This is a genomic window from Delftia sp. HK171 (assembly GCF_001886655.1).
GTDB classification, from domain to species: domain Bacteria; phylum Pseudomonadota; class Gammaproteobacteria; order Burkholderiales; family Burkholderiaceae_C; genus Comamonas; species Comamonas acidovorans.
In genome coordinates this window covers 1407562-1425439 of the sequence record NZ_CP018101.1, presented here as the reverse complement: position 1 = coordinate 1425439, position 17878 = coordinate 1407562, and the positions used below count along the sequence as shown (strand labels likewise).

Annotated in this window: 16 protein-coding genes and 1 pseudogene; 8 read left to right on the top strand and 9 right to left on the bottom strand. The window is 67.8% G+C overall.

From position 1 onward, the window contains the following. Window positions 1–15: 15 nt before the first annotated feature. Window positions 16–1557: a M20/M25/M40 family metallo-hydrolase gene (locus tag BO996_RS06460; RefSeq protein ID WP_071954310.1), complete on the bottom strand. Its 1542-nt coding sequence runs from the start codon at window positions 1555–1557 to the stop codon at window positions 16–18. A 94-nt stretch (window positions 1558–1651) separates the two neighbouring features. Here BO996_RS06460 and BO996_RS06455 point away from each other — a divergent pair. Then, a pseudogene (locus BO996_RS06455) lies at window positions 1652–2904 on the top strand (multifunctional CCA addition/repair protein). A gap of 25 nt (window positions 2905–2929) precedes the next feature. On the opposite strand, the gene BO996_RS06450 reads toward BO996_RS06455, so the two are convergent. After that, a complete protein-coding gene (locus BO996_RS06450; protein ID WP_071954309.1) occupies window positions 2930–4882 on the bottom strand; it encodes a sensor histidine kinase in 1953 nt (650 codons plus the stop codon). Between the two features lie 68 nt (window positions 4883–4950). On the opposite strand from BO996_RS06450, the gene BO996_RS06445 reads away from it, so the two are divergent. Then, window positions 4951–5634, top strand: coding sequence for a response regulator transcription factor (locus tag BO996_RS06445; RefSeq protein WP_013804275.1), 684 nt, complete (start codon window positions 4951–4953; stop codon window positions 5632–5634). 42 nt (window positions 5635–5676) lie between these two features. Here the strand turns inward: BO996_RS06445 and trxC are convergent, their stop codons facing one another. Beyond that, window positions 5677–6111, bottom strand: coding sequence for a thioredoxin TrxC (trxC, locus tag BO996_RS06440; RefSeq protein ID WP_065345346.1), 435 nt, complete (start codon window positions 6109–6111; stop codon window positions 5677–5679). A 75-nt stretch (window positions 6112–6186) separates the two neighbouring features. Continuing rightward, the gene (locus BO996_RS06435; protein WP_012203183.1) at window positions 6187–6381 is read right to left on the bottom strand and encodes a DUF2905 domain-containing protein; all 195 of its coding nucleotides are present in this window, start codon (window positions 6379–6381) and stop codon (window positions 6187–6189) included. A gap of 145 nt (window positions 6382–6526) precedes the next feature. Between BO996_RS06435 and BO996_RS06430 the strand changes: the two genes are divergently transcribed. After that, complete coding sequence (locus BO996_RS06430) at window positions 6527–7423, top strand: hypothetical protein (RefSeq protein ID WP_071957040.1); 897 nt, start codon at window positions 6527–6529, stop codon at window positions 7421–7423. A 64-nt stretch (window positions 7424–7487) separates the two neighbouring features. Here the strand turns inward: BO996_RS06430 and BO996_RS06425 are convergent, their stop codons facing one another. Further along, window positions 7488–8501 carry a class I SAM-dependent methyltransferase gene (locus tag BO996_RS06425; RefSeq protein WP_012203181.1) on the bottom strand — a complete coding sequence of 338 codons (1014 nt, stop codon included), beginning with the start codon at window positions 8499–8501 and terminating at the stop codon, window positions 7488–7490. 116 nt (window positions 8502–8617) lie between these two features. On the opposite strand from BO996_RS06425, the gene BO996_RS06420 reads away from it, so the two are divergent. The 4 genes from BO996_RS06420 (at window position 8618) to BO996_RS06405 (ending at window position 11575) form a co-directional block, all read left to right on the top strand. Continuing rightward, on the top strand, window positions 8618–9403 hold the full coding sequence (locus BO996_RS06420; RefSeq protein ID WP_012203180.1) for an SDR family oxidoreductase: 786 nt from the start codon (window positions 8618–8620) through the stop codon (window positions 9401–9403). 41 nt (window positions 9404–9444) lie between these two features. Beyond that, window positions 9445–9816, top strand: a complete 372-nt coding sequence (locus tag BO996_RS06415; RefSeq protein ID WP_013804281.1) for a dihydroneopterin aldolase — start codon at window positions 9445–9447, stop codon at window positions 9814–9816. Continuing rightward, complete coding sequence (gene ttcA / locus BO996_RS06410; RefSeq protein ID WP_043825704.1) at window positions 9810–10802, top strand: tRNA 2-thiocytidine(32) synthetase TtcA; 993 nt, start codon at window positions 9810–9812, stop codon at window positions 10800–10802. Before BO996_RS06415 ends, ttcA begins: the two co-directional genes overlap by 7 nt. Before the next feature lie 77 nt (window positions 10803–10879). Beyond that, window positions 10880–11575, top strand: a complete 696-nt coding sequence (locus BO996_RS06405; RefSeq protein WP_013804283.1) for a DUF4136 domain-containing protein — start codon at window positions 10880–10882, stop codon at window positions 11573–11575. A 74-nt stretch (window positions 11576–11649) separates the two neighbouring features. Here BO996_RS06405 and BO996_RS06400 read toward each other — a convergent pair whose 3' ends face one another. From BO996_RS06400 to BO996_RS06385, 4 genes are read right to left on the bottom strand one after another with little or no spacing between them, the layout of a single operon-like run. Next, the gene (locus BO996_RS06400) at window positions 11650–13377 is read right to left on the bottom strand and encodes a dipeptide ABC transporter ATP-binding protein (protein WP_071954308.1); all 1728 of its coding nucleotides are present in this window, start codon (window positions 13375–13377) and stop codon (window positions 11650–11652) included. Next, window positions 13374–14312, bottom strand: coding sequence for an ABC transporter permease (locus tag BO996_RS06395; RefSeq protein ID WP_012203172.1), 939 nt, complete (start codon window positions 14310–14312; stop codon window positions 13374–13376). Before BO996_RS06395 ends, BO996_RS06400 begins: the two co-directional genes overlap by 4 nt. Beyond that, window positions 14309–15274, bottom strand: coding sequence for an ABC transporter permease (locus tag BO996_RS06390; protein WP_012203171.1), 966 nt, complete (start codon window positions 15272–15274; stop codon window positions 14309–14311). Before BO996_RS06390 ends, BO996_RS06395 begins: the two co-directional genes overlap by 4 nt. Window positions 15275–15280: 6 nt before the next feature. Further along, the gene (locus BO996_RS06385) at window positions 15281–16873 is read right to left on the bottom strand and encodes an ABC transporter substrate-binding protein (RefSeq protein WP_071954307.1); all 1593 of its coding nucleotides are present in this window, start codon (window positions 16871–16873) and stop codon (window positions 15281–15283) included. A 355-nt stretch (window positions 16874–17228) separates the two neighbouring features. On the opposite strand from BO996_RS06385, the gene BO996_RS06380 reads away from it, so the two are divergent. Next, complete coding sequence (locus BO996_RS06380; RefSeq protein WP_013804286.1) at window positions 17229–17720, top strand: DUF2501 domain-containing protein; 492 nt, start codon at window positions 17229–17231, stop codon at window positions 17718–17720. The last annotated feature ends 158 nt before the right edge of the window (window positions 17721–17878 follow it).

The window sequence follows — 17878 nt, the reverse complement described above, 5'->3', positions numbered from 1 at the left end:
CCAGTCTGCCGCCTGTCAGAACGGCTCGGCCAGCAGATGCACCAGGCTGTGCACGCCATCGAAGTAGTTGCCCAGGCGCATGTTCTCGTCAAAGCTGTGCTGGTTGTTGTCGGCATTGACCAGGGGCACGATGACGAAGGGAATCTTCAGCGCCTGCACGGCCGCGCCCGTGGGCACGGTGCCGCCCATCATGCGGATCTGCACCGGGTCGCTGTCCCAGGCCTTGTTCATTCCCTTGCGCAGCCACTGGCCGACAGGGGCGTCCAGCGGTGTGCGAACGGCAGAGCCGGAGGCTGATACACCGCCCAGCTTGAGGGTGGCGAGCCTGGGGTGGCTGGCACGCTGCTCGGCCGTGGGCGGGCCATCGACCAGATGGAAGCCCTGGGCCTCGATATGGGTGCGCAACAGCTTCTCCAGCCGCTCGGGAGGCGTCTCGGGCACGGTGCGCATGTCGATCTCGGCCACGGCCACGGAGGGCACGACGGTACGCGCCTTGCTGCCCACTTCGGCGCTTTGCAGGCCGCGCACGTTCAGCGAGGGGTATTGCATGGACTCCTGGTAGTTGCGACCCACGGTCTCGGCCTTCGCAATGCCCAGGCGCTTGCGCAGGGCCGCCTCGTCGTCGGGCACGGCCTGCATCACCTCGCGTGCCTGCGCATCGAACTCGATGCCGTCGTAGTAGCCCTGGATCAGCACCTTGCCGTCATCGCCCTTCATGCTGGCCAGCAGGCGCGCCAGGGTCTGGGCCGGATTGGCCGCGTAGTTGCCGTAGTGGCCGCTGTGCAGTTCCTGGCTGGCGCCATAGACAGTGAGCGTGGCCTGGGCAATCCCCCGGTTGCCGAACACCAGGGTGGGCCGGTTGCTGGCGTGCATGGGACCGTCGAGCACCACCATGGCATCGGACTTCAGCGCAGCCAGGTTCTCGCCGATCACGCGGCCCAGCGTGGGAGAGCCCTTTTCCTCTTCGGAATCCAGCAGCACCTTGATGTCCACGCCCGGCTGCTTGCCCTGGGCCTTGAGCGCATCCAGCGCCGCCAGCAGCATGACGATGGGCGCCTTGTCGTCCGACGACGAGCGCGCAAACACGCGCCACTGCGGATCGGGCTGCTCGCCGTACAGCTGTTCCAGCGGCAGCGCGGCCCAGCGGCCGTCCGGCTGGCGCTGCTTGAGCGTGGCCTGCCAGGGGCTGGCCTGCTGCCACTCCTCGGGCTTGACGGCCTGGCCGTCAAGGTGGGCGTAGAACAGCACGGTCTTGCGCCCGGGCCCAGCCGACGGCAGCGTGGCCATGAGCATGGGCTTGTCGCCATTGGCCAGTTGCCTTACCTCGAAGCCCCGCCGCTCGAAGGCCTTGGCAAACCAGGCCACGTTCTTCTGGATGTCGGCCGGCACATTGGCGTCGTTGGGCAGGGCCAGCACCTCTACCCATTCATGCAGGCTGGCACGGGCCGCCTGCCGGGTGGTGTCGGCCAGCGGTGCGGCGCCGGCTGCGGACAGCAGGCCGGCAGCCGCCAGGCCCAGGATCAGGGCGGGAACACGCGGTCGAAAGGACCAAGCCATGGTTTTGTCTCCAAATGGAAAATGGGCATGCGGCGCCCCTGGGCGCCCGGTGCAGCCCGCCATCATGTCACCGCGCAGGCCGTACCATTGCGGGATGAGCGAATTTCAGGTGTACATGGTGGGCGGCGCGGTGCGCGACCGCCTTCTGGGGCGGGCCGTGCATGACCGCGACTGGGTCGTGGTCGGCGCCACGCCCGAGCAGATGGCCGAGCGCGGCTTCATGCCCGTGGGGCGGGACTTCCCCGTCTTCCTGCACCCCGAAACCCACGAGGAGTACGCCCTGGCGCGCACCGAGCGCAAGAGCGGGCCGGGCTACCGCGGCTTCGTCGTCCAGGCGGCGCCCGACGTCACGCTGGAGCAGGACCTGGCCCGGCGCGACCTGACCATCAACGCCATGGCCGCCCCCCGGACTGGGATGGCAAAGGCACCATCGACGATCCCTACGGCGGCCAAGCCGACCTGCAGGCCCGGGTGCTGCGCCATGTGACCGATGCCTTTCGCGAAGACCCCGTGCGCATCCTGCGCGTGGCGCGCTTTGCGGCACGGTTCCACGAATTCACGGTGGCACCGGAAACCATGGCCCTGATGCAAGAGATGGTGGCCGCCGGCGAGGTGGATGCCCTGGTGCCCGAACGCGTCTGGCAGGAGATCAGCCGGGGCCTGATGGAGCGCCAGCCCTCGCGCATGTTCGAGCTGCTGCGCGAATGCGGTGCGCTGGCCGTGCTGCTGCCCGAGCTGGAGCGCCTGTGGGGCGTGCCCCAGCGCGCCGAGTACCACCCCGAGGTCGATACCGGCGTGCACGCCATGATGGTGCTGGACATGGCCGCGCAGCTGGACACCCCGCTGCCCGTGCGCTACGCCTGCCTGGTGCACGACCTGGGCAAGGGCACGACACCGGCCGATGTGCTGCCGCGCCACATAGGCCATGAGCACCGCAGCGCCCGCCTGGCAGAAAAGGTGGGCGAGCGGCTGCGCGTGCCCACCGACTGCCGCGAACTGGGCGACGTGGTGGCGCGCGAGCACGGCAACATCCACCGCAGCGGCGAGCTCAACGGCGCCGCCATCGTGCGCCTGCTGGAGCGCTGCGACGCCATCCGCAAGCCCGCGCGCTTCGAACAGGCCCTTGCGGCCTGTGAATGCGACGCGCGGGGGCGCCTGGGTTTCGAGGACCGGCCCTACCCCCAGCGCGCCCGCCTGCGCGATGCGCTGGCTGCCGCGCTGTCCATCTCCACCTCGGACATCGCGGCCCAGGCCGCCGCGCGCGGCAAACAGGGCAAGGCCATAGGCGAGGCCGTGCAGGCGGCACGCGCGCAGGCCGTGGCCGATTGGCTGGCGCAGGCGGCCTGAGCGCAAAGGCCGCCACACACGGGAATCAGGCTCGCGCCACGGGCAGGACCAGTCGCAGGCACACGGGCTGCTCGCCTCCTGCCGTCAACAAGGCCACGTTGCCACCCAGTCGCTCGGCGATGCGTCGCACCAGGTACAGCCCCAGCCCGGCGCCGGGCCGGTGCTGGGCGTTGCGGCCACGGTAATACCTTTCGAACAACTGGTCCTGGTCCGCCTGGGCAATGGGCTCTGCCGGGTTCGAGACCTGGATCTCCAGACCCTCACCCTGCCTGGTCACGTCCAGGCGGACCGATTCGCCTTCGGGCGTGTGGCGGTCTGCATTGGCCAGCAGATTGCGCAGCGCGATGCGCAGAAGGCCGGCATCGGTGATCAGTTGCTGCGTGCCACCGCCCAGGTGGCAGACGATGCGGCCGGGCGCAAAGTCCAGGCACAAGCCATCCACCAGCGCATGCAGGTTGCAGGGCTGCAGGCGTGGCTCGGCATGGGGCTGGGGGTCGGCCATGCGGTCATCGGCCAGGCAGTCGTCCACCAGGGCCAGTAGGCGCTGGGCGGCTTCGCGGATGTTGCGGCTGCGTGCCAGCGTCTTGTCGGGCGGTGCCGCCAGATTGCGCGCCAGTTGCTGCGCGCTGGTCAGGATGATGGCCAGCGGTGTGCGCAGTTCGTGCGAGACCATGGCGACAAAGTCGCGCTGCTCCTGGCGGACCCTGCGCTCCAGCACCAGCGCCTCGCTGAGTTCACTCTCGCGCAACTGGCGCTGCACAAGCTCGGCCTCCAGCAGCACCTGCTCCCGCTCTCGAACGCGGCGCCTGTGCTCGTATCCGCCGATGATCCAGCCGCTGAGCAGCAGCATGTGCGCCATGGTGCCCAGCGCGGACGCATGCGTGGACACCAGCGCGGTCAGCGCATTCATGGGCAGCCAGCCCAGGTTGCGCAGAAAAGAGATCAGCACGCCGGCATAGAAGATGCCGAACGCCAGCATGAAGAACCGTGCCGGGGCATGGCCGCGCCGCCATAGCCAAAGGGCGAATGCAAGAAAGCCCAGGGTCAGCGGCAGGGTCATGGCCTGCACCGGGACCATGCCCGCCGCGTAGTGCCCCGACACCACCAGCAGCATGCAGCACAGGCTGAACAGCCACAGCAGCGGCACGATCTGGCGCACCAGCCGCGGATACAGCGACGCCAGGTCCAGCTGCCTGCAGGCCAGTTGTATGGAGATCGCAAGGGCGGCGGCAATGCCGCATCCCAGCAGGCGGTCGCTCCAGAACCCGGGCAGCCCCGTCAGCTGCTGCACCAGCCCCAGCGACACCACCTCATTGAGCACGCAGACGCTGAGATAGGCCAGGAACAGGCCGCTCAAGGGGGCCCGCGTGCCCAGCCAGAACACCAGTTGCACGCCGATCAACAGCAGGTACAGCCCGAAATACAGGCCGAACGACAGGGCCTCGCGCCGCGTGTGGTTGTCGAACGCCAGTCGCTGCCACAGATCGATGCGGGTGACGAGCGCGTTGCGCGCGCGCAGGCGCACCAGCAACTCGTAAGACCCAGCGACAGGGGGCTCGAACTGGAATGCCGGACTGCGGTAGTCCACCGGCCAGGCGTGGCGCGGCACTTCTTCGCCGCTGCGCCCCAGCAGCTGCCAGGGGCCACCGGATCTGCGCACGTGGACCTCCACCTCGTCCAGCAGGGCATTGCCCAGCAGCAGCATCCAGCTGCCGGGCTGCTCCACCTGCAGCGGCATGCGCAGCCAGACCGCCACCTGCGTGAAGCTGGCGTTCAGGTGACCGGGCAGCGGCTGCCATCCAGGGGCGGCGTCGGCCTGCCCGGCGTCGAGCAGGCCAGCGGCGTCATCGAGCCGCTGCCACTGACCGGCGGTCTCCAGCATCGGCACATCGGGGTTCAGCAGGAGCGCCTGGGCCTGGGTCAGCAGCGGACACAGCAGCCAGGCCAGCAGCAGGAGGGTTGCACGGTAATATCGCATCGGAGGTCCACCACAGGGCCGCCAGCGTACACCAGCCTCCCGGCCTCGCCGCTCAGCCCCCTTCCCCCATGCTTGATGTGATCCTGCTCGAAGACGAGCCCGTGCTGCGCCATGAACTGGGTGAATTCCTGGAGGGCCTGGGCTACGCGCCGCAATGCGTTGCCAGCCTGCAGGAGTTCGACCGCCACTTCGACGCCCGGCGCCACCGCCTGGCCATCATCGACATCGGCCTGCCCGATGGCAGCGGCCTGGCCCTGATCCAGCGCCTGCGCCAGCAGGGCCAGCAACTGGGCATCATCGTGTTCAGCGCGCACAACACCAGCGCCAACCGCATCGACGGCCTGGAAAACGGAGCCGACCACTACCTGGGCAAAGGCTGTGATCTGGACGAGCTGGAGGCCACGCTGGCCGCGCTGGTGCGCCGCCTGGGCCTGCAGCAGCGCCAGGCGCGCTGGCTGTTGCAGCTGGGTCCGAGCCGCCTGCTGCCCCCATCGGCCCCGCCGGTCGCGCTCTCCCAGCAGGACCTGCTGGTGCTGCAGTGCCTCATGGGCCAGGCAGGCACCGAGGTGAGCCGCCGAAAGATCGTGCAGGCCCTGGGCGGCGACTACCTGGTCTACGACCAGCGCCGCCTGGACACCCAGATGCGCCGGCTGCGCCGCAAGGTGGAGGAGGCCAGCGGCCAGCAACTACCCGTCAAGACGCTGCGCAACAGCGGCTATTGCTTCTACCAGGCGGGCGAAGTGCAGGCCTGAGGGCGGGCCTGAAGGCGCCCGGCCTTGGGACCCGCAGAGAAATCAGACGACCGAACGCACCCAGCGCACGATCTCGCCGGCCGGCAAAGCGCCGGAGACACGGGCGATCTCGCGCCCTTCCTTGAACACCACCATGGTCGGGATGCTGCGGATGTTGTAGGGCGCAGCAGCCTGGGGATGGGCTTCGGTATCGAGCTTGGCCAGTTGCACGCCGGGCGCCAGCGCCTGCGCCGCCTGCTCGAAGGCCGGCGCCATCATGCGGCAGGGGCCGCACCAGGGCGCCCAGAAATCGACCACCACCGGCGCCTGGCTGCGCCCCACATGCCTGGCAAAGCTTTGCGCATCCAGCGCCACGGGCTGGCCGGTGACCAGCGGCTGGTGGCAGCTGCCGCAGTCAGGCGCGCTGCCGAGCTGGTCGGCCGCAATGCGGTTGGTGGTATGGCAATGGGGGCAGACGAAATGCAGCTTGTCGGACATGGGCGGCCTCTTGTTCGGAAGTCATGGGAGCAATGCCTGCATATACGGGCGGCGCGCCCGTGCTTCAAGCCATGCTCAGACCAGCTTGGCGATCAGGGCGGCAATCACGCTGAGCAACACGGTGCTGGCAATGGGCAGAAAAATCACGCGGCCGAACAGGCGAAAGCGGAAGTCGCCCGGCAGGCGGCCCAGGCCTATGCGCTCCAGCCAGGCGTGCAGGCCATTGAACAGCAGCAGGGCCAGGAAGATGACAAGGAGCCAGCGGATCATGGCGCCGAGTGTACGGCGGCGGCGCGTCATGGGCGGGACACATGGGCGTCCTACATTGGGAAAGTCCCGTGGCGGGAGGCTTCGGGACCATTCGCGACACGCCCCCTTCTTCCATGGCTCCATGCCGCAACAAGACAACCCCACCATGCAACACACATCCAGGCGCCTTCTTCTCGCCATCCTGCCTGCCGCCCTGCTGGCGGCCTGCGCCAGCGCTCCGGCCCCCACCACGGCAGCCGCAGCGTCGGGCGCCATCGACAACAGCGCCCTGCAGCGCAGCGATTTCCGCGCCCACCAGGCCACCTATGGCCTGGTCTACCGCCTGCCGGCCGATGCCACAGCCATCATGGACAGCCAGGTCACGCCCGTGGTGCACGAGCAGTTGCTGCGCCTGAAGCTGGTGGCCGAGGCCAACACCTTCAACCTGCCCCATGTCACCGTGGTGCATATCCACAGCGCCGACCCGTCCACACCGCGCAAGATGCTGGCCGCCCTGCCGGCATTGCCGCCCGTGCTGCAGGAGGTGCACCTGAAGAATTTCTACACCACCGAGGCCGCCAAGGGCGCCGGCAAGCCGTGGTGGCTGGACCTGGGCATCGTCAAGTCCGGCCCGGCCTACGAAGCCATGATGGACTTCAACACCCGCGCCACCGCCGCCATGGCACCGCTGCGCGACGGCCCGCTGCCGCGCGTGACGGGGCCCGTCTATGCCCGCATGAACGATTCGGCCAAGGCCATGGTGCAAAGCGTGGGCGTCAGCGGCATCAACCAGGTACAGGCCGGCAAGGAGGTGCGCAGCCACAACCCGCACAACACCCTGGTCTACAGCGAAGCTACCTTCACGCCCGAGATCGAGCGCGCCATGGGCGAGACCGCCGCGCGCCTGAACCGCATCCTGCCCGGCGGCTTCACGACCACGTTCGAGAACCTGTCCATCGTGGAGCTGGGGTTTTCCGGCAACGTCACGCGCGAGATCTACCGCATCAACCTCAAGGACCAGACGGCCTACGAGGTGAGCAACGGCCGCAGCGTCCAGCGCTGAGGCCGGGGCGGAGCTCTGGCCTCAGCGCTGGACGCTGCGGCCGGGGCGGAGCTCTGGCCGGCGGCTACAGGCGGTGCGTGCGGTCGCCGCGCACAAAGCCCATGGCATCCCAGGGCTCCACGCCCTTGGCCAGGCCGATGACCTTGAACAGCTCGCCCATCTCGTGCTCCATCATCAGCTTGGTGGCCATGGCGCGCGGGCCCTGGGCCAGGGCGTCGAGCTTGGGTCCCAGGCCGCAGTTGATGAGGAAGTGGGCCTGCGAGGTATAGCCCAGCACCTCGAAGCCCGCCTCCTGCGCGGCCACGGCCGTGCCCGTGAAGTTCACGTGGGCCGTGATGTCCTTGAGGCCGACCTCGGCCAGCGGGTCGTCGTCCACCTTGTGCAGGCGGTGGCAGACCAGGGTGCCCATGTGACGCTGCGGGTGGAAGTACTCGGACTCGCCGAAGCCGTAGTCGATGAAGAAGGCAGCGCCCCGCGCCATGCGCTCGCCCAGCGTGCGGATGAAGGCCTCGCCCTGCAGATGGATCTCGGTCAGGTAGTCGTGCTCGCCCTCGATCTCCATGGGCGGGCGCAGCTGCGTGGGCCGGTCTTCCCAGCCCAGGCTGCCGTCCGGCTGCAGCACCACGCCGCGCTCGTGCCAGACACCTGCCTTGCGCACCAGCAGTTGCACGGGCATGGCATCCAGCACCTCGTTGCCGATGACCACGCCTTCGAGCCGCTCGGGCAGGGCATCGGCCCAGTGCACCAGTCCTTCGTACTTCACCAGCCTGAGCTGCTGGCGCGCACGCAGCGTGCCCGACAGATCGACGATGGTGTAGCGGTCCGGCCGCACGCCCAGGGCGGCCAGCTCGTCCAGCACCTGCAGCGCCAGCGCGCCCGTGCCGGCACCAAACTCCCAGACTTCGCGGGTATGCGTGCGCTGCAGCGCCTCGGCCACCTGGGCGGCCAGCAGCTGGCCGAAGACCGGGGACATCTCGGGCGCGGTCACGAAATCGCTGCCCGACGATGGCATCAGCCCGAACTTGGCGGTGTCATTGGCGTAGTAGCCCAGGCCCGGCTCGTACAGTGCCAGGGCCATGAAACGGTCGAAAGCCAGCCAGCCTCCAGAGGACGCAATCTCTTGCGCAACACGGGATTGCAGGGCGGCCGTTAAAATTGAGGGTTCTGTCGTCACGATCCGTACATTGTCCTCGAATGTCCACACCTGCCCGAACACGCACCGTTTTGGTGACCGGCGCGGCCCGCCGCCTGGGGCGCGACATCGCGCTCGCGCTTGCCAGCGCCGGCTGGCAAGTGGCCGTGCACTACCGCGACTCGCACGACGAGGCGCTGGAGACGGCCGCCGCCTGCGCTGAACTGGCCGGCGACAGCGCCGCCCTGGATGCCGATTTCTTCAACGAGGATTCGGTGCGCTCGCTGGTGCCGCGCGCCGTGGCGCACTTCGGCCACCTGGATGCCGTGGTCAACAACGCCTCGCTGTTCGAGCATGACGATGCCGGCAGCTTCAGCTACGTGGCCCTGGAAGCCCACCTGCGCAGCAACACCGGCGCGCCCATCCTGCTGGCCCAGGCGCTGCATGCCCATATCGAGGACCGCGTGGCGGCCGGCGAGGAGCATGCCAGCGGCGCCGTGATCAACATGCTGGACCAGAAGCTCTGGAACCAGAACCCCGATTTCCTCAGCTACACGCTGTCCAAGGCGGCTCTCGAGGCCGCCGGCACCATGCTGGCGCTGGCGCTGGCCCCGCGCGTGCGCGTCGTCGGCGTGGCCCCGGGCCTGACGCTGACCAGCCACATGCTGAGCCAGGAGCGCTTCGAGTCGCTGCACCGCCTCAGCCCGCTGGGCCGCTCGTCCAGCGCGGCCGACGTAGCCGCCACCGTGTGCTTTGCGCTGGACAACCAGTCCATCACCGGCACCACCTTGCTGGTCGATGGCGGCCAACACCTGCAGCGCTTCGAGCGCGACTTTTCCATGATGTAGGCGCCTGCGCGCGCCGCCCAAACACTCCACGGCTTTTCCCCATGCACTCCGCCACCGGACAACAGATCCTGACGCTCACGGGTTTGCGCTTCGACGCCAACCTGGGCATCCTCGCCCACGAAAAACAGATGCCCCAGCCCATCCAGGTCGATGCCGAGCTGAGCCTGGGCACCCAACCGCTGGCGCCGCGCGACGACGACATCCTGCATGTGCTGGACTACCGCAAGGTGCGCCAGATCATCATCGATGAATGCACGGCCGAGCACGTCAACCTGCTGGAGAGCCTGATCGGCAAGCTGGCCCAGCGCCTGATGCAGCTGCCCGGCGTGCTGGGCGTGCGCGTGAAAATCGCCAAGCTGGAAATCTTTGAAGACTGCGAAGTGGCCATTCGCATAGAAACCGGACAATGGTGAACCCCATGAATGCAGTGACCGACAACCCCTGGCTGGCCGAAGAAGCCGCCCCCGAAACCGCCGCCGCCGATGCGGATGCCCAAGCCAATACCGCGAACGGCAACCGCATCAAGATCGAGCGCGAACAGGTCAAGCTGGAAAAGCGCCTGTGCCGCGAGGTGGGCCGCGCCATCACCGACTTCAACATGATCGAGGAAGGCGACAAGATCATGGTCTGCATGTCGGGCGGCAAGGACAGCTACACGATGCTGGACGTGCTGCGCAAGCTGCAAAAGCGCGCGCCCGTCAAATTCGAGCTGGTGGCTGTGAACCTCGACCAGAAGCAGCCCGGTTTTCCTGACCATGTGCTGCCCGAGTACTTCAAGAGCATCGGTGTGGACTACCACATCGAAACGCAGGACACCTACAGCGTGGTCAAGCGCGTGGTGCCCGAGGGCAAGACCACCTGCGGTCTGTGCTCGCGCCTGCGCCGCGCCATCCTGTACAAGGTGGCCGACGAGCTGGGCTGCACCAAGGTGGCCCTGGGCCACCACCGCGACGACATCGTGCAGACGCTGATGCTCAACATGTTCTACGGCGGCCGCATGAAGGGCATGCCCCCGAAGCTGGTCTCGGACGACGGCAAGCATGTGGTGATCCGCCCGCTGTGCTACGTGCCCGAGAAGGACACCGTCCGCTGGGCCCAGTACCAGAACTTCCCCATCATCCCCTGCAACCTCTGCGGCAGCCAGGACGGCCTGCAGCGCGTGGCCGTGGGCGAGCTGCTGCGCGAGTGGGACAAGAAATTCCCGGGCCGCGTGGAAAGCATGTTCCGCGCCATGGGCCACATCGTGACCACGCACATGATGGACCCCGAGCTGCACGACTTCAAGAACGCCAAGGCCACCGGCATTGCCGACCCCAACGGCGACATGGCCTTCGACCATGAAGAGATGCCCGTCTCCGCATCACTGCCCGGCCTGCAGGTGGTACAACTGTCGTCCTGACGGCTGAACCTATAACAATCGCCCCACTCCAACCAAGGCCCGTGCAAACGGGCCTTTTTTCGACCAAGGAGTACACCATGAAGCTGCGCTGCATCCATGTCCTGGCCATCGTGGCCACGGCCTTGCTCACGGGCTGCGCCAGCGTGCGCGAAGTCCAGAGCACCGTCCAGAGCTATTCCACGCTGGGCGCCCTGCCCGCGCCGCCCACCTACCGCCTGGAGGTGCTGCCCTCGCAACGCGAGGCGCAGACGCACTTCGCGGCCATCGAGTCCCAGGCCCAGCAGGCCCTGGGCCGCGTGGGCCTGCAGCGCGACGACTCCCGGGCCAGCCTGATCGTGCAGATCGGTGCCGACGCACGCTATGCGCGCGACTACGCCGCCTGGCCCTACTACGACCGCTGGGGCGGCCCGCGCTGGGGTTGGGGCGTGGGCTACGGGCGCGGCTGGGGCATGGGCTTTGGCGGCAGCTTCATGTTCGACGGCCCGCCGCTGGAGTACTACCGCGCCGTCAGCATCGTGATGCGCAACGCCACCACGCAGCAGATCGTCTACGAGACCTCGGCCCAGCGCCAGGATGTCTGGACCGATGACCCGGCCATCTTCGGCATCCTGTTCGACGCCGCCCTGACCGGCTTCCCCAACCCGCCCAAGGGCTCGCGCGTGGTGCGCACCACCATCGGTCCGGTGCAGCAGGGTGGCGCGCCGGCGCAGCCGCCGGCCCAGGCGGCACCTGCGGCGCAGGCGGCACCGGCCACGCCAGCACCCGCCCGGTAAGCCATCGTGTCTCAGAAGCAAAGGCCTGCATCCGCAGGCCTTTTTTGCATGGTGATGGCGCGTGAAGCAGTGCCTCAGTGCACATGCTCCATATCAGGCACGGCAGCCATCAGCGCGCGCGTGTACGCATGCTGCGGCGCATCGAGCACGGCGCCGGCCTCGCCGGCCTCGACCAGGCGGCCGCGCTGCATGACGCCGATGTCGTCGCACATGTGGCGGATCACGGCCAGGTTGTGGCTGATCAGCAGATAGGTCAGGCCGAACTCCTCCTGCAGGTCGCGCATGAGGTTGAGCACCTGGGCCTGGACCGAGACGTCCAGCGCCGAGGTGGGCTCGTCGCAGATGATGAATTCGGGCCGGCTGGCCAGGGCGCGCGCGATGGCGATGCGCTGGCGCTGCCCGCCCGAGAACTGGTGCGGATACTTGCGCGCATCGTCGGGCTTCATGCGCACGCGGCGCAGCGCCTCCTGCACGCGCTCGGCCGTCTCGTCCTTGCCGGCCGTGAGGGCCAGCACCTGCAGGGGCTCGGCAATCAGTTCCTGCACGGTCCAGCGCGGGTTCAGGCTGGCATACGGGTCCTGGAAAATCATCTGGAAGCGCCGGCGCATGGCCACGGTCTGGGCGGCCGGGCTCCACTTGTCCACGCCGTCGAACAGCACGGTGCCGCTGGTGGGCGGCGTCAGCCCGGCCACCATGCGCGCCACCGTGGATTTGCCCGAACCGGACTCACCGACCAGGCCGAAGGTGGAGCCCCTGCGGATCGAAAAGCCGACGCCGTCCACGGCCTTGAGGATCTTTTTGTCCTCGCGCGCCAGCAGCCGGGCCAGCCAGCCACTGGACAGGTCGAACTCCTTGCACAGATCCCTGACCTCCAGCAGGGCAGCCGCGGGCTCCTGCGCTCCGGCCCTGGGCTGCCAGGGCACGGCGGGCGCGGCCGGGCCGCCGCCCACCTCGGGCACGGGCAGGCGCTGCACGCGGTGGTGCACGCTGGGAATAGCGCCCATCAGCACCTGGGTGTAGGGCTGCTGCGGCGCGTCCAGCACCTGGCGCACGGGGCCGGTTTCCAGCACGCGGCCCTGGTACATGACCATGACGCGGTCGGCCGTCTCGGCGATCACGCCCATGTCGTGGGTGATCAGCATGGCGGCCGCGCCGCGCTCCTTGCACACGCGGCGCAGCAGGGCAATGATCTGCGCCTGCACGGACACGTCCAGCGCCGTGGTGGGCTCGTCGGCGATGATGAGTTCGGGCTCGGCGCACAGCGCCAGGGCGATGGCCACGCGCTGGCGCATGCCGCCCGAGAACTGGTGCGGATACTGGGCCATGCGCTCGCGCGCCTGCGGGATCTCCACCTCTTCGAGCAGGGCCAGCGCGCGGGCCTCGGCCTCGTTCTCGGAGACGGGCAGGTGCGTGCGGATGGTCTCCACCAGGTGCCGGCCCACGGTATAGACCGGGTTCAGGCTGGTCAGCGGGTCCTGGAAGATGGAGCCTATGCGCCGGCCGCGTATGCGCCGCAGGTCCTCGCCGCGCAGCGTGTCGATGCGCTCGCCGCGCAACTGCACCGTGCCGGCCGAGATGCGGCCCGGCGGCTCGATCAGGCCGATCACGGCGGCGCCCGTCATGGACTTGCCCGCGCCCGACTCGCCGACCACGCCCAGGATCTCGCCGGGCGCGATGTCGAAGGACACATCGTCCAGCACCTGCACGGGGCCCTTGTAGGTGTCGAAGGTGACGGACAGGCCGCGAACGCTCAGCACCGGAGGCTGTGCAGGGGGCTGCCCGGATTCTTGTGTCGTGCTCATTGCAGCTTGGGGTTCAGTGCGTCGCGCAGCCAGTCGCCGACGAGGTTGACGGACAGCGCCAGCGCCAGCAGCACCAGCGAGGGAAACAGCAATATCCACCACTCGCCCGAGAACAGGAAGCCCTGGCCGATGCGGATCAGCGTGCCCAGCGAAGGCTGGGTGGGCGGCAGGCCCACGCCCAGGTAGGACAGCGTGGACTCGGCCACGATGGCATGCGCGAAGCTGATGGTGGCGATGACCAGGATGGGCGCCAGCAGGTTGGGCAGGATGTGGCGCACCAGGATGGCCACGCGGCTGCGGCCTATGAGCTGGGCCGCCAGCACGTAGTCCTTGTGCTTTTCCACCATCACCGCGCCGCGCACGGTGCGTGCGTACTGCACCCAGTCGGACAGGCCGATGGCCACGATGATCACGAAGACCGCCATGTCGTCGCGGTAGCCCTCGGGCAGCAGGCCGCGTGCGATGCCGAAGACCAGCAGCGCCACCAGGATCACGGGAAAGGTCAGCTGCACATCGGCGATGCGCATCATCAGCGTGTCGAACCAGCCGCCCGCATAGCCGCAGACCAGGCCCAGCGGCACGCCGATCAGCAGGGACAGTCCCACGGCCGACACGCCCACCAGCACCGACATGCGCAGCCCGTAGAGGATGGCGCTCCAGACATCGCGGCCCTGGTCGTCCGAGCCCAGCGCGTACAGCGTGCCGCTGGTGCCCGCCTGGCCCGGGGGCGTGAAGGCATCCATCAGGTCCAGATTGGCCGGATCGAAGGGGTTCTGCCAGGCCAGCCAGGGCGACAGCAGCGTGGCCGCCACGATCAGCGCCAGCACCAGCGCCGCCGCCTGCACCAGGCGCGAGCGTGCAAAGGCGCGCTTGACCGGCGAGTCGCTGGCGCGCCAGCCCGTGGGAGGGATTGCTTGTTTGGCGGAATCGGTCATCGGTTTCTCAAGCGGGGGTCCACGATCACGTACAGGAAATCGACGAGCAGGTTGATGCCCACGTACAGCAGCGCGATGAACATCAGGTAGGCGGCGATCAGCGGCACGTCCACGCCCTGGATGGAGGAGATGAACAGCAGGCCCACGCCGGGCCACTGGAACACGGTCTCGGTGACGATGGCAAAGGCGATCAGCGAGCCGATCTGCAGGCCCGCGATGGTGATCACGGGAATCAGGGTGTTGCGCAGTGCATGGCCGAAGTACAGGTCGCGCTCGCGCAGCCCGCGCGCGCGGCCGAAACGCATGTAGTCGGCGCGCAGCACCTCCAGCATCTCGGCGCGCACCAGGCGCATGATCAGCGTCATGTTGTAGAAGCCCAGCGTGATGGCCGGCAGGATCAGCGCCGACCAGCCAGAAGCCGTCAGCAACCCGGTCTCCCAGCCGCCCAGCTTCACCGTCTCGCCGCGCCCGAAGGACGGCAGCCAGCGCAGCTCCACGGCAAACAGGTAGATCAGGGCGATGCCGATCAGGAAGGTGGGCAGGGACACGCCCACCAGCGACACCGTCATGATCGAGCGGCTCAGCCAGCCCTCTCGCCGTATGGCCGTGTACACGCCCAGCGCCACGCCGATGACCAGGGCGAACAGCGCCGCCGTCATCGCCAGCTCCAGCGTGGCGGGCAGGCGCTCGGCAATGATCTCGGTCACGGGGCGCTTGAGCCGGTAGGAGATGCCCAGGTCGCCCTGCAGCACCTTGCCCACGTAGCCCAGGTACTGCAGGGGCACGGGCTTGTTGAAGCCCAGGCTTTCCGTCAGCGCCTCGCGCTCGGCAACCGTCGCGTCCTCGCCCAGCAGGCTGATCGTGGGATCGCCGATATGGCGGAACACCATGAACGAGACAAAGGAAACGGCCAGCAGGACCAGGGCGGACTGGCCCAGCCGGCGCAGCAGATGGACCAGCATCGGCGCTTACTTCTTCTCGAACTTGACGAACTTGAAGTGCAGCGCGTTGTCCGGGTGCACGGGCACATTGATCCGGAGCACGGACGCGAAGTGGATCACCTGGTCATGCAGCGCAATGTAGAAGCGCTCCTTTTGCACCGTCTCCCAGATGCTCTTGATGGTGGCATCGCGCTTTGCCTTGTCGCTCTCCGAGGACAGGGACAGGATCTTGGCATCCACATCGGCATTGCTGTAGTGCGTCGCGTTCTGCGCGCCACGGCTGTCCTTGCCGCGCGTGTGCACCAGGAAGTCGAAGATGTAGGCCGAGTCATAGGTGGGCACGCCCCAGCCGTACAGGTAGAAGTCGCTGTCCGCCTTGGTCAGCGAGACGCTGTGCATGGCGATCGGCCGGGCCGAGACTTCGGTCTTGATGCCGATGCGGCCCAGGAAGCCCGCCACCGCCGTGGCAATGGCCTCGTCGTTCACATAGCGGTCATTGGGCGTGTTCAGCGTGATGGTGAAGCCGTTGGGGTAGCCCGCCTCGGCCAGCAGCTGCTTGGCCTTGGCGGCATCCGCCTTGGGATAGGCCGCAAAGGCCTTGTCATAGCCGTTGACGAACGACGGCGCGATCACGCCCGTGGGAATCGACAGGCCGCGCATCACCGAGCGCTTGATCGCATCGCGGTCGATGGCCAGCTCGATGGCCTGGCGCACCTTGGGATCGGCCAGCGGATTCTTGCCCTTGACGTTGCTGCTCTTTAGCTCGGCCGCACCCACGTTCAGGCCTAGGAAGATGGAGCGGTTCTCGGGGCCTTCATTGATGCGCAGGCGCTTGTCCTGCTTCAGGCGCGCCACGTCCTGCGCGGGAATGTCCTGGGCGAAGTCCACCTCGCCCGACAGCAGGGCCGCCACGCGCGTGGCCGGGGACTTGATGGGCAGGTAGATCAGCTCGGTCACCTGCAGCGGGAACTGGCCCTTGCCCCAGTAGTCGGGGTTGAGCTTCATCACCGTCTTCGAATCGACCTCGCGGCTGGCCAGCACGTAGGCGCCCGTGCCGTTGGCCGCGCGCGTGGCGCCGTTCTCGGTCTTGCTGGCCGTGTCCTGCGTGGTCTCGGCGCCGTTGGCCTTGGACCACTTCTCGCTCATGATGAAGAGGTTGGTCAGGTTGTCGGGGAAGATCAGGTTCGGGCCCTTGGTCTTCACCTGCACCGTGAGATCGTCCACGGCCTTGGCCTCCTCCATCGAGGACAGCAGGGACTTGACCTGGGCGTTCTCGCCCTTGGCGCGGTTCAGCGAGAAGACCACGTCGCGCGCCGTGAACGGCGTGCCGTCATGGAACTTGACGTTGGGACGCAGCTTGAACTCCCAGACCGACGGGTCGGAGGTCATCTTCCACGAGGTGGCCAGCGTGGGCACCAGCTTGCCGTCGGCCGAGCGGATGACCAGGGTTTCGTAGATCTGGTGCAGCAGCACGAAATTGGTGCCCACGTTGAAGGCATGCGGGTCCAGCGAAGTCGGATCGGAGCCGCGCGCCCAGCGCACGGTCTCGGCCTGGGCCAGCGCGGCCGAGGTCAACAGGCCTGCGGCCAGCAAAGAACTGCCCAGAATCTTCATGATCATTTGTCTGCTCCCCTGTGGATTGATTGGAAGGGCGGCGGTCATGCGACGCAGCAGCCCGGGCGCCGCAAGAAGCGGGCCATATAGGTGCGCCCCACTGTAAATAACTTTTACAGCTTGTTGAATTGATTTTTATACTTAAAAGCCATTTCCAAATAACAAGACCGCCGCCTGCGGCCCGCCATTGGCGTGCGGCCATCATGGACAGGCCAACGGCTTTGACAGCTAGTGAAAACGCGAAAGACCGCCACGGCCCACTCTGGCAAAGGTTTGCAATCGGGCACAGGTCTGCGCCGCACGGCGTGCTAATTTCAGGCCCTGTATCGAGCCTGCGGGTTGCCGCGGAAAGGAAGCATCCATGAAGACATCCATTGCCAGCGCACTGCTGTGCGCCATGCTGGGCCTGGGCGCCCTGCCCGCCCAGGCGTCAGGCCTGGGCGATTCGCTGCGCCAGGCCTCGGGCCTTGGCGGTGACAAGGCGGCCGCCAGCAGCGAAGGCGCCGGCTCCGGCCTCGGCGGCATGCTGGGTGCGGGGGCAGGCGGTGCGGGTGCGCTGTCCGCCCTGGGCCTGAGCCCCTCGGCCACGGCCGGCAATGCGGCAGGCGTCATCTCCTACTGCATGAAGAACAACTACCTCAATGCCGACAAGGCGGCCCAGGTCAAGGACCAGTTGCTGGGCAAGCTGGGCATGCAAAAGCAGGAAGAGCCCAAGGACACGGGATTCCAGAACGGCCTGGGCGGCCTGGTCACCGGCTCCAACGGCAAGAGCTTCAGCATCGACAAGCTCAAGGGCGACCTCAAGGAAAAGGCCTGCGATTTCGTGCTGAACAACGCAAAATCGCTGATCTGACCCCCTGAGCGGCTGCGCCGCTTCCCCCTTCTCGCTTCGCGGAGGGGGACGACGCCTTCGGCTGGGCGCCCCCGCCGCGAGGCGGCTCTTGCTCGGCGTCCCTGAGTTGGGCCGCGCCAGTTTCAACGGTGGCGCGCGATGCAGGCTTGCCTGGCTTG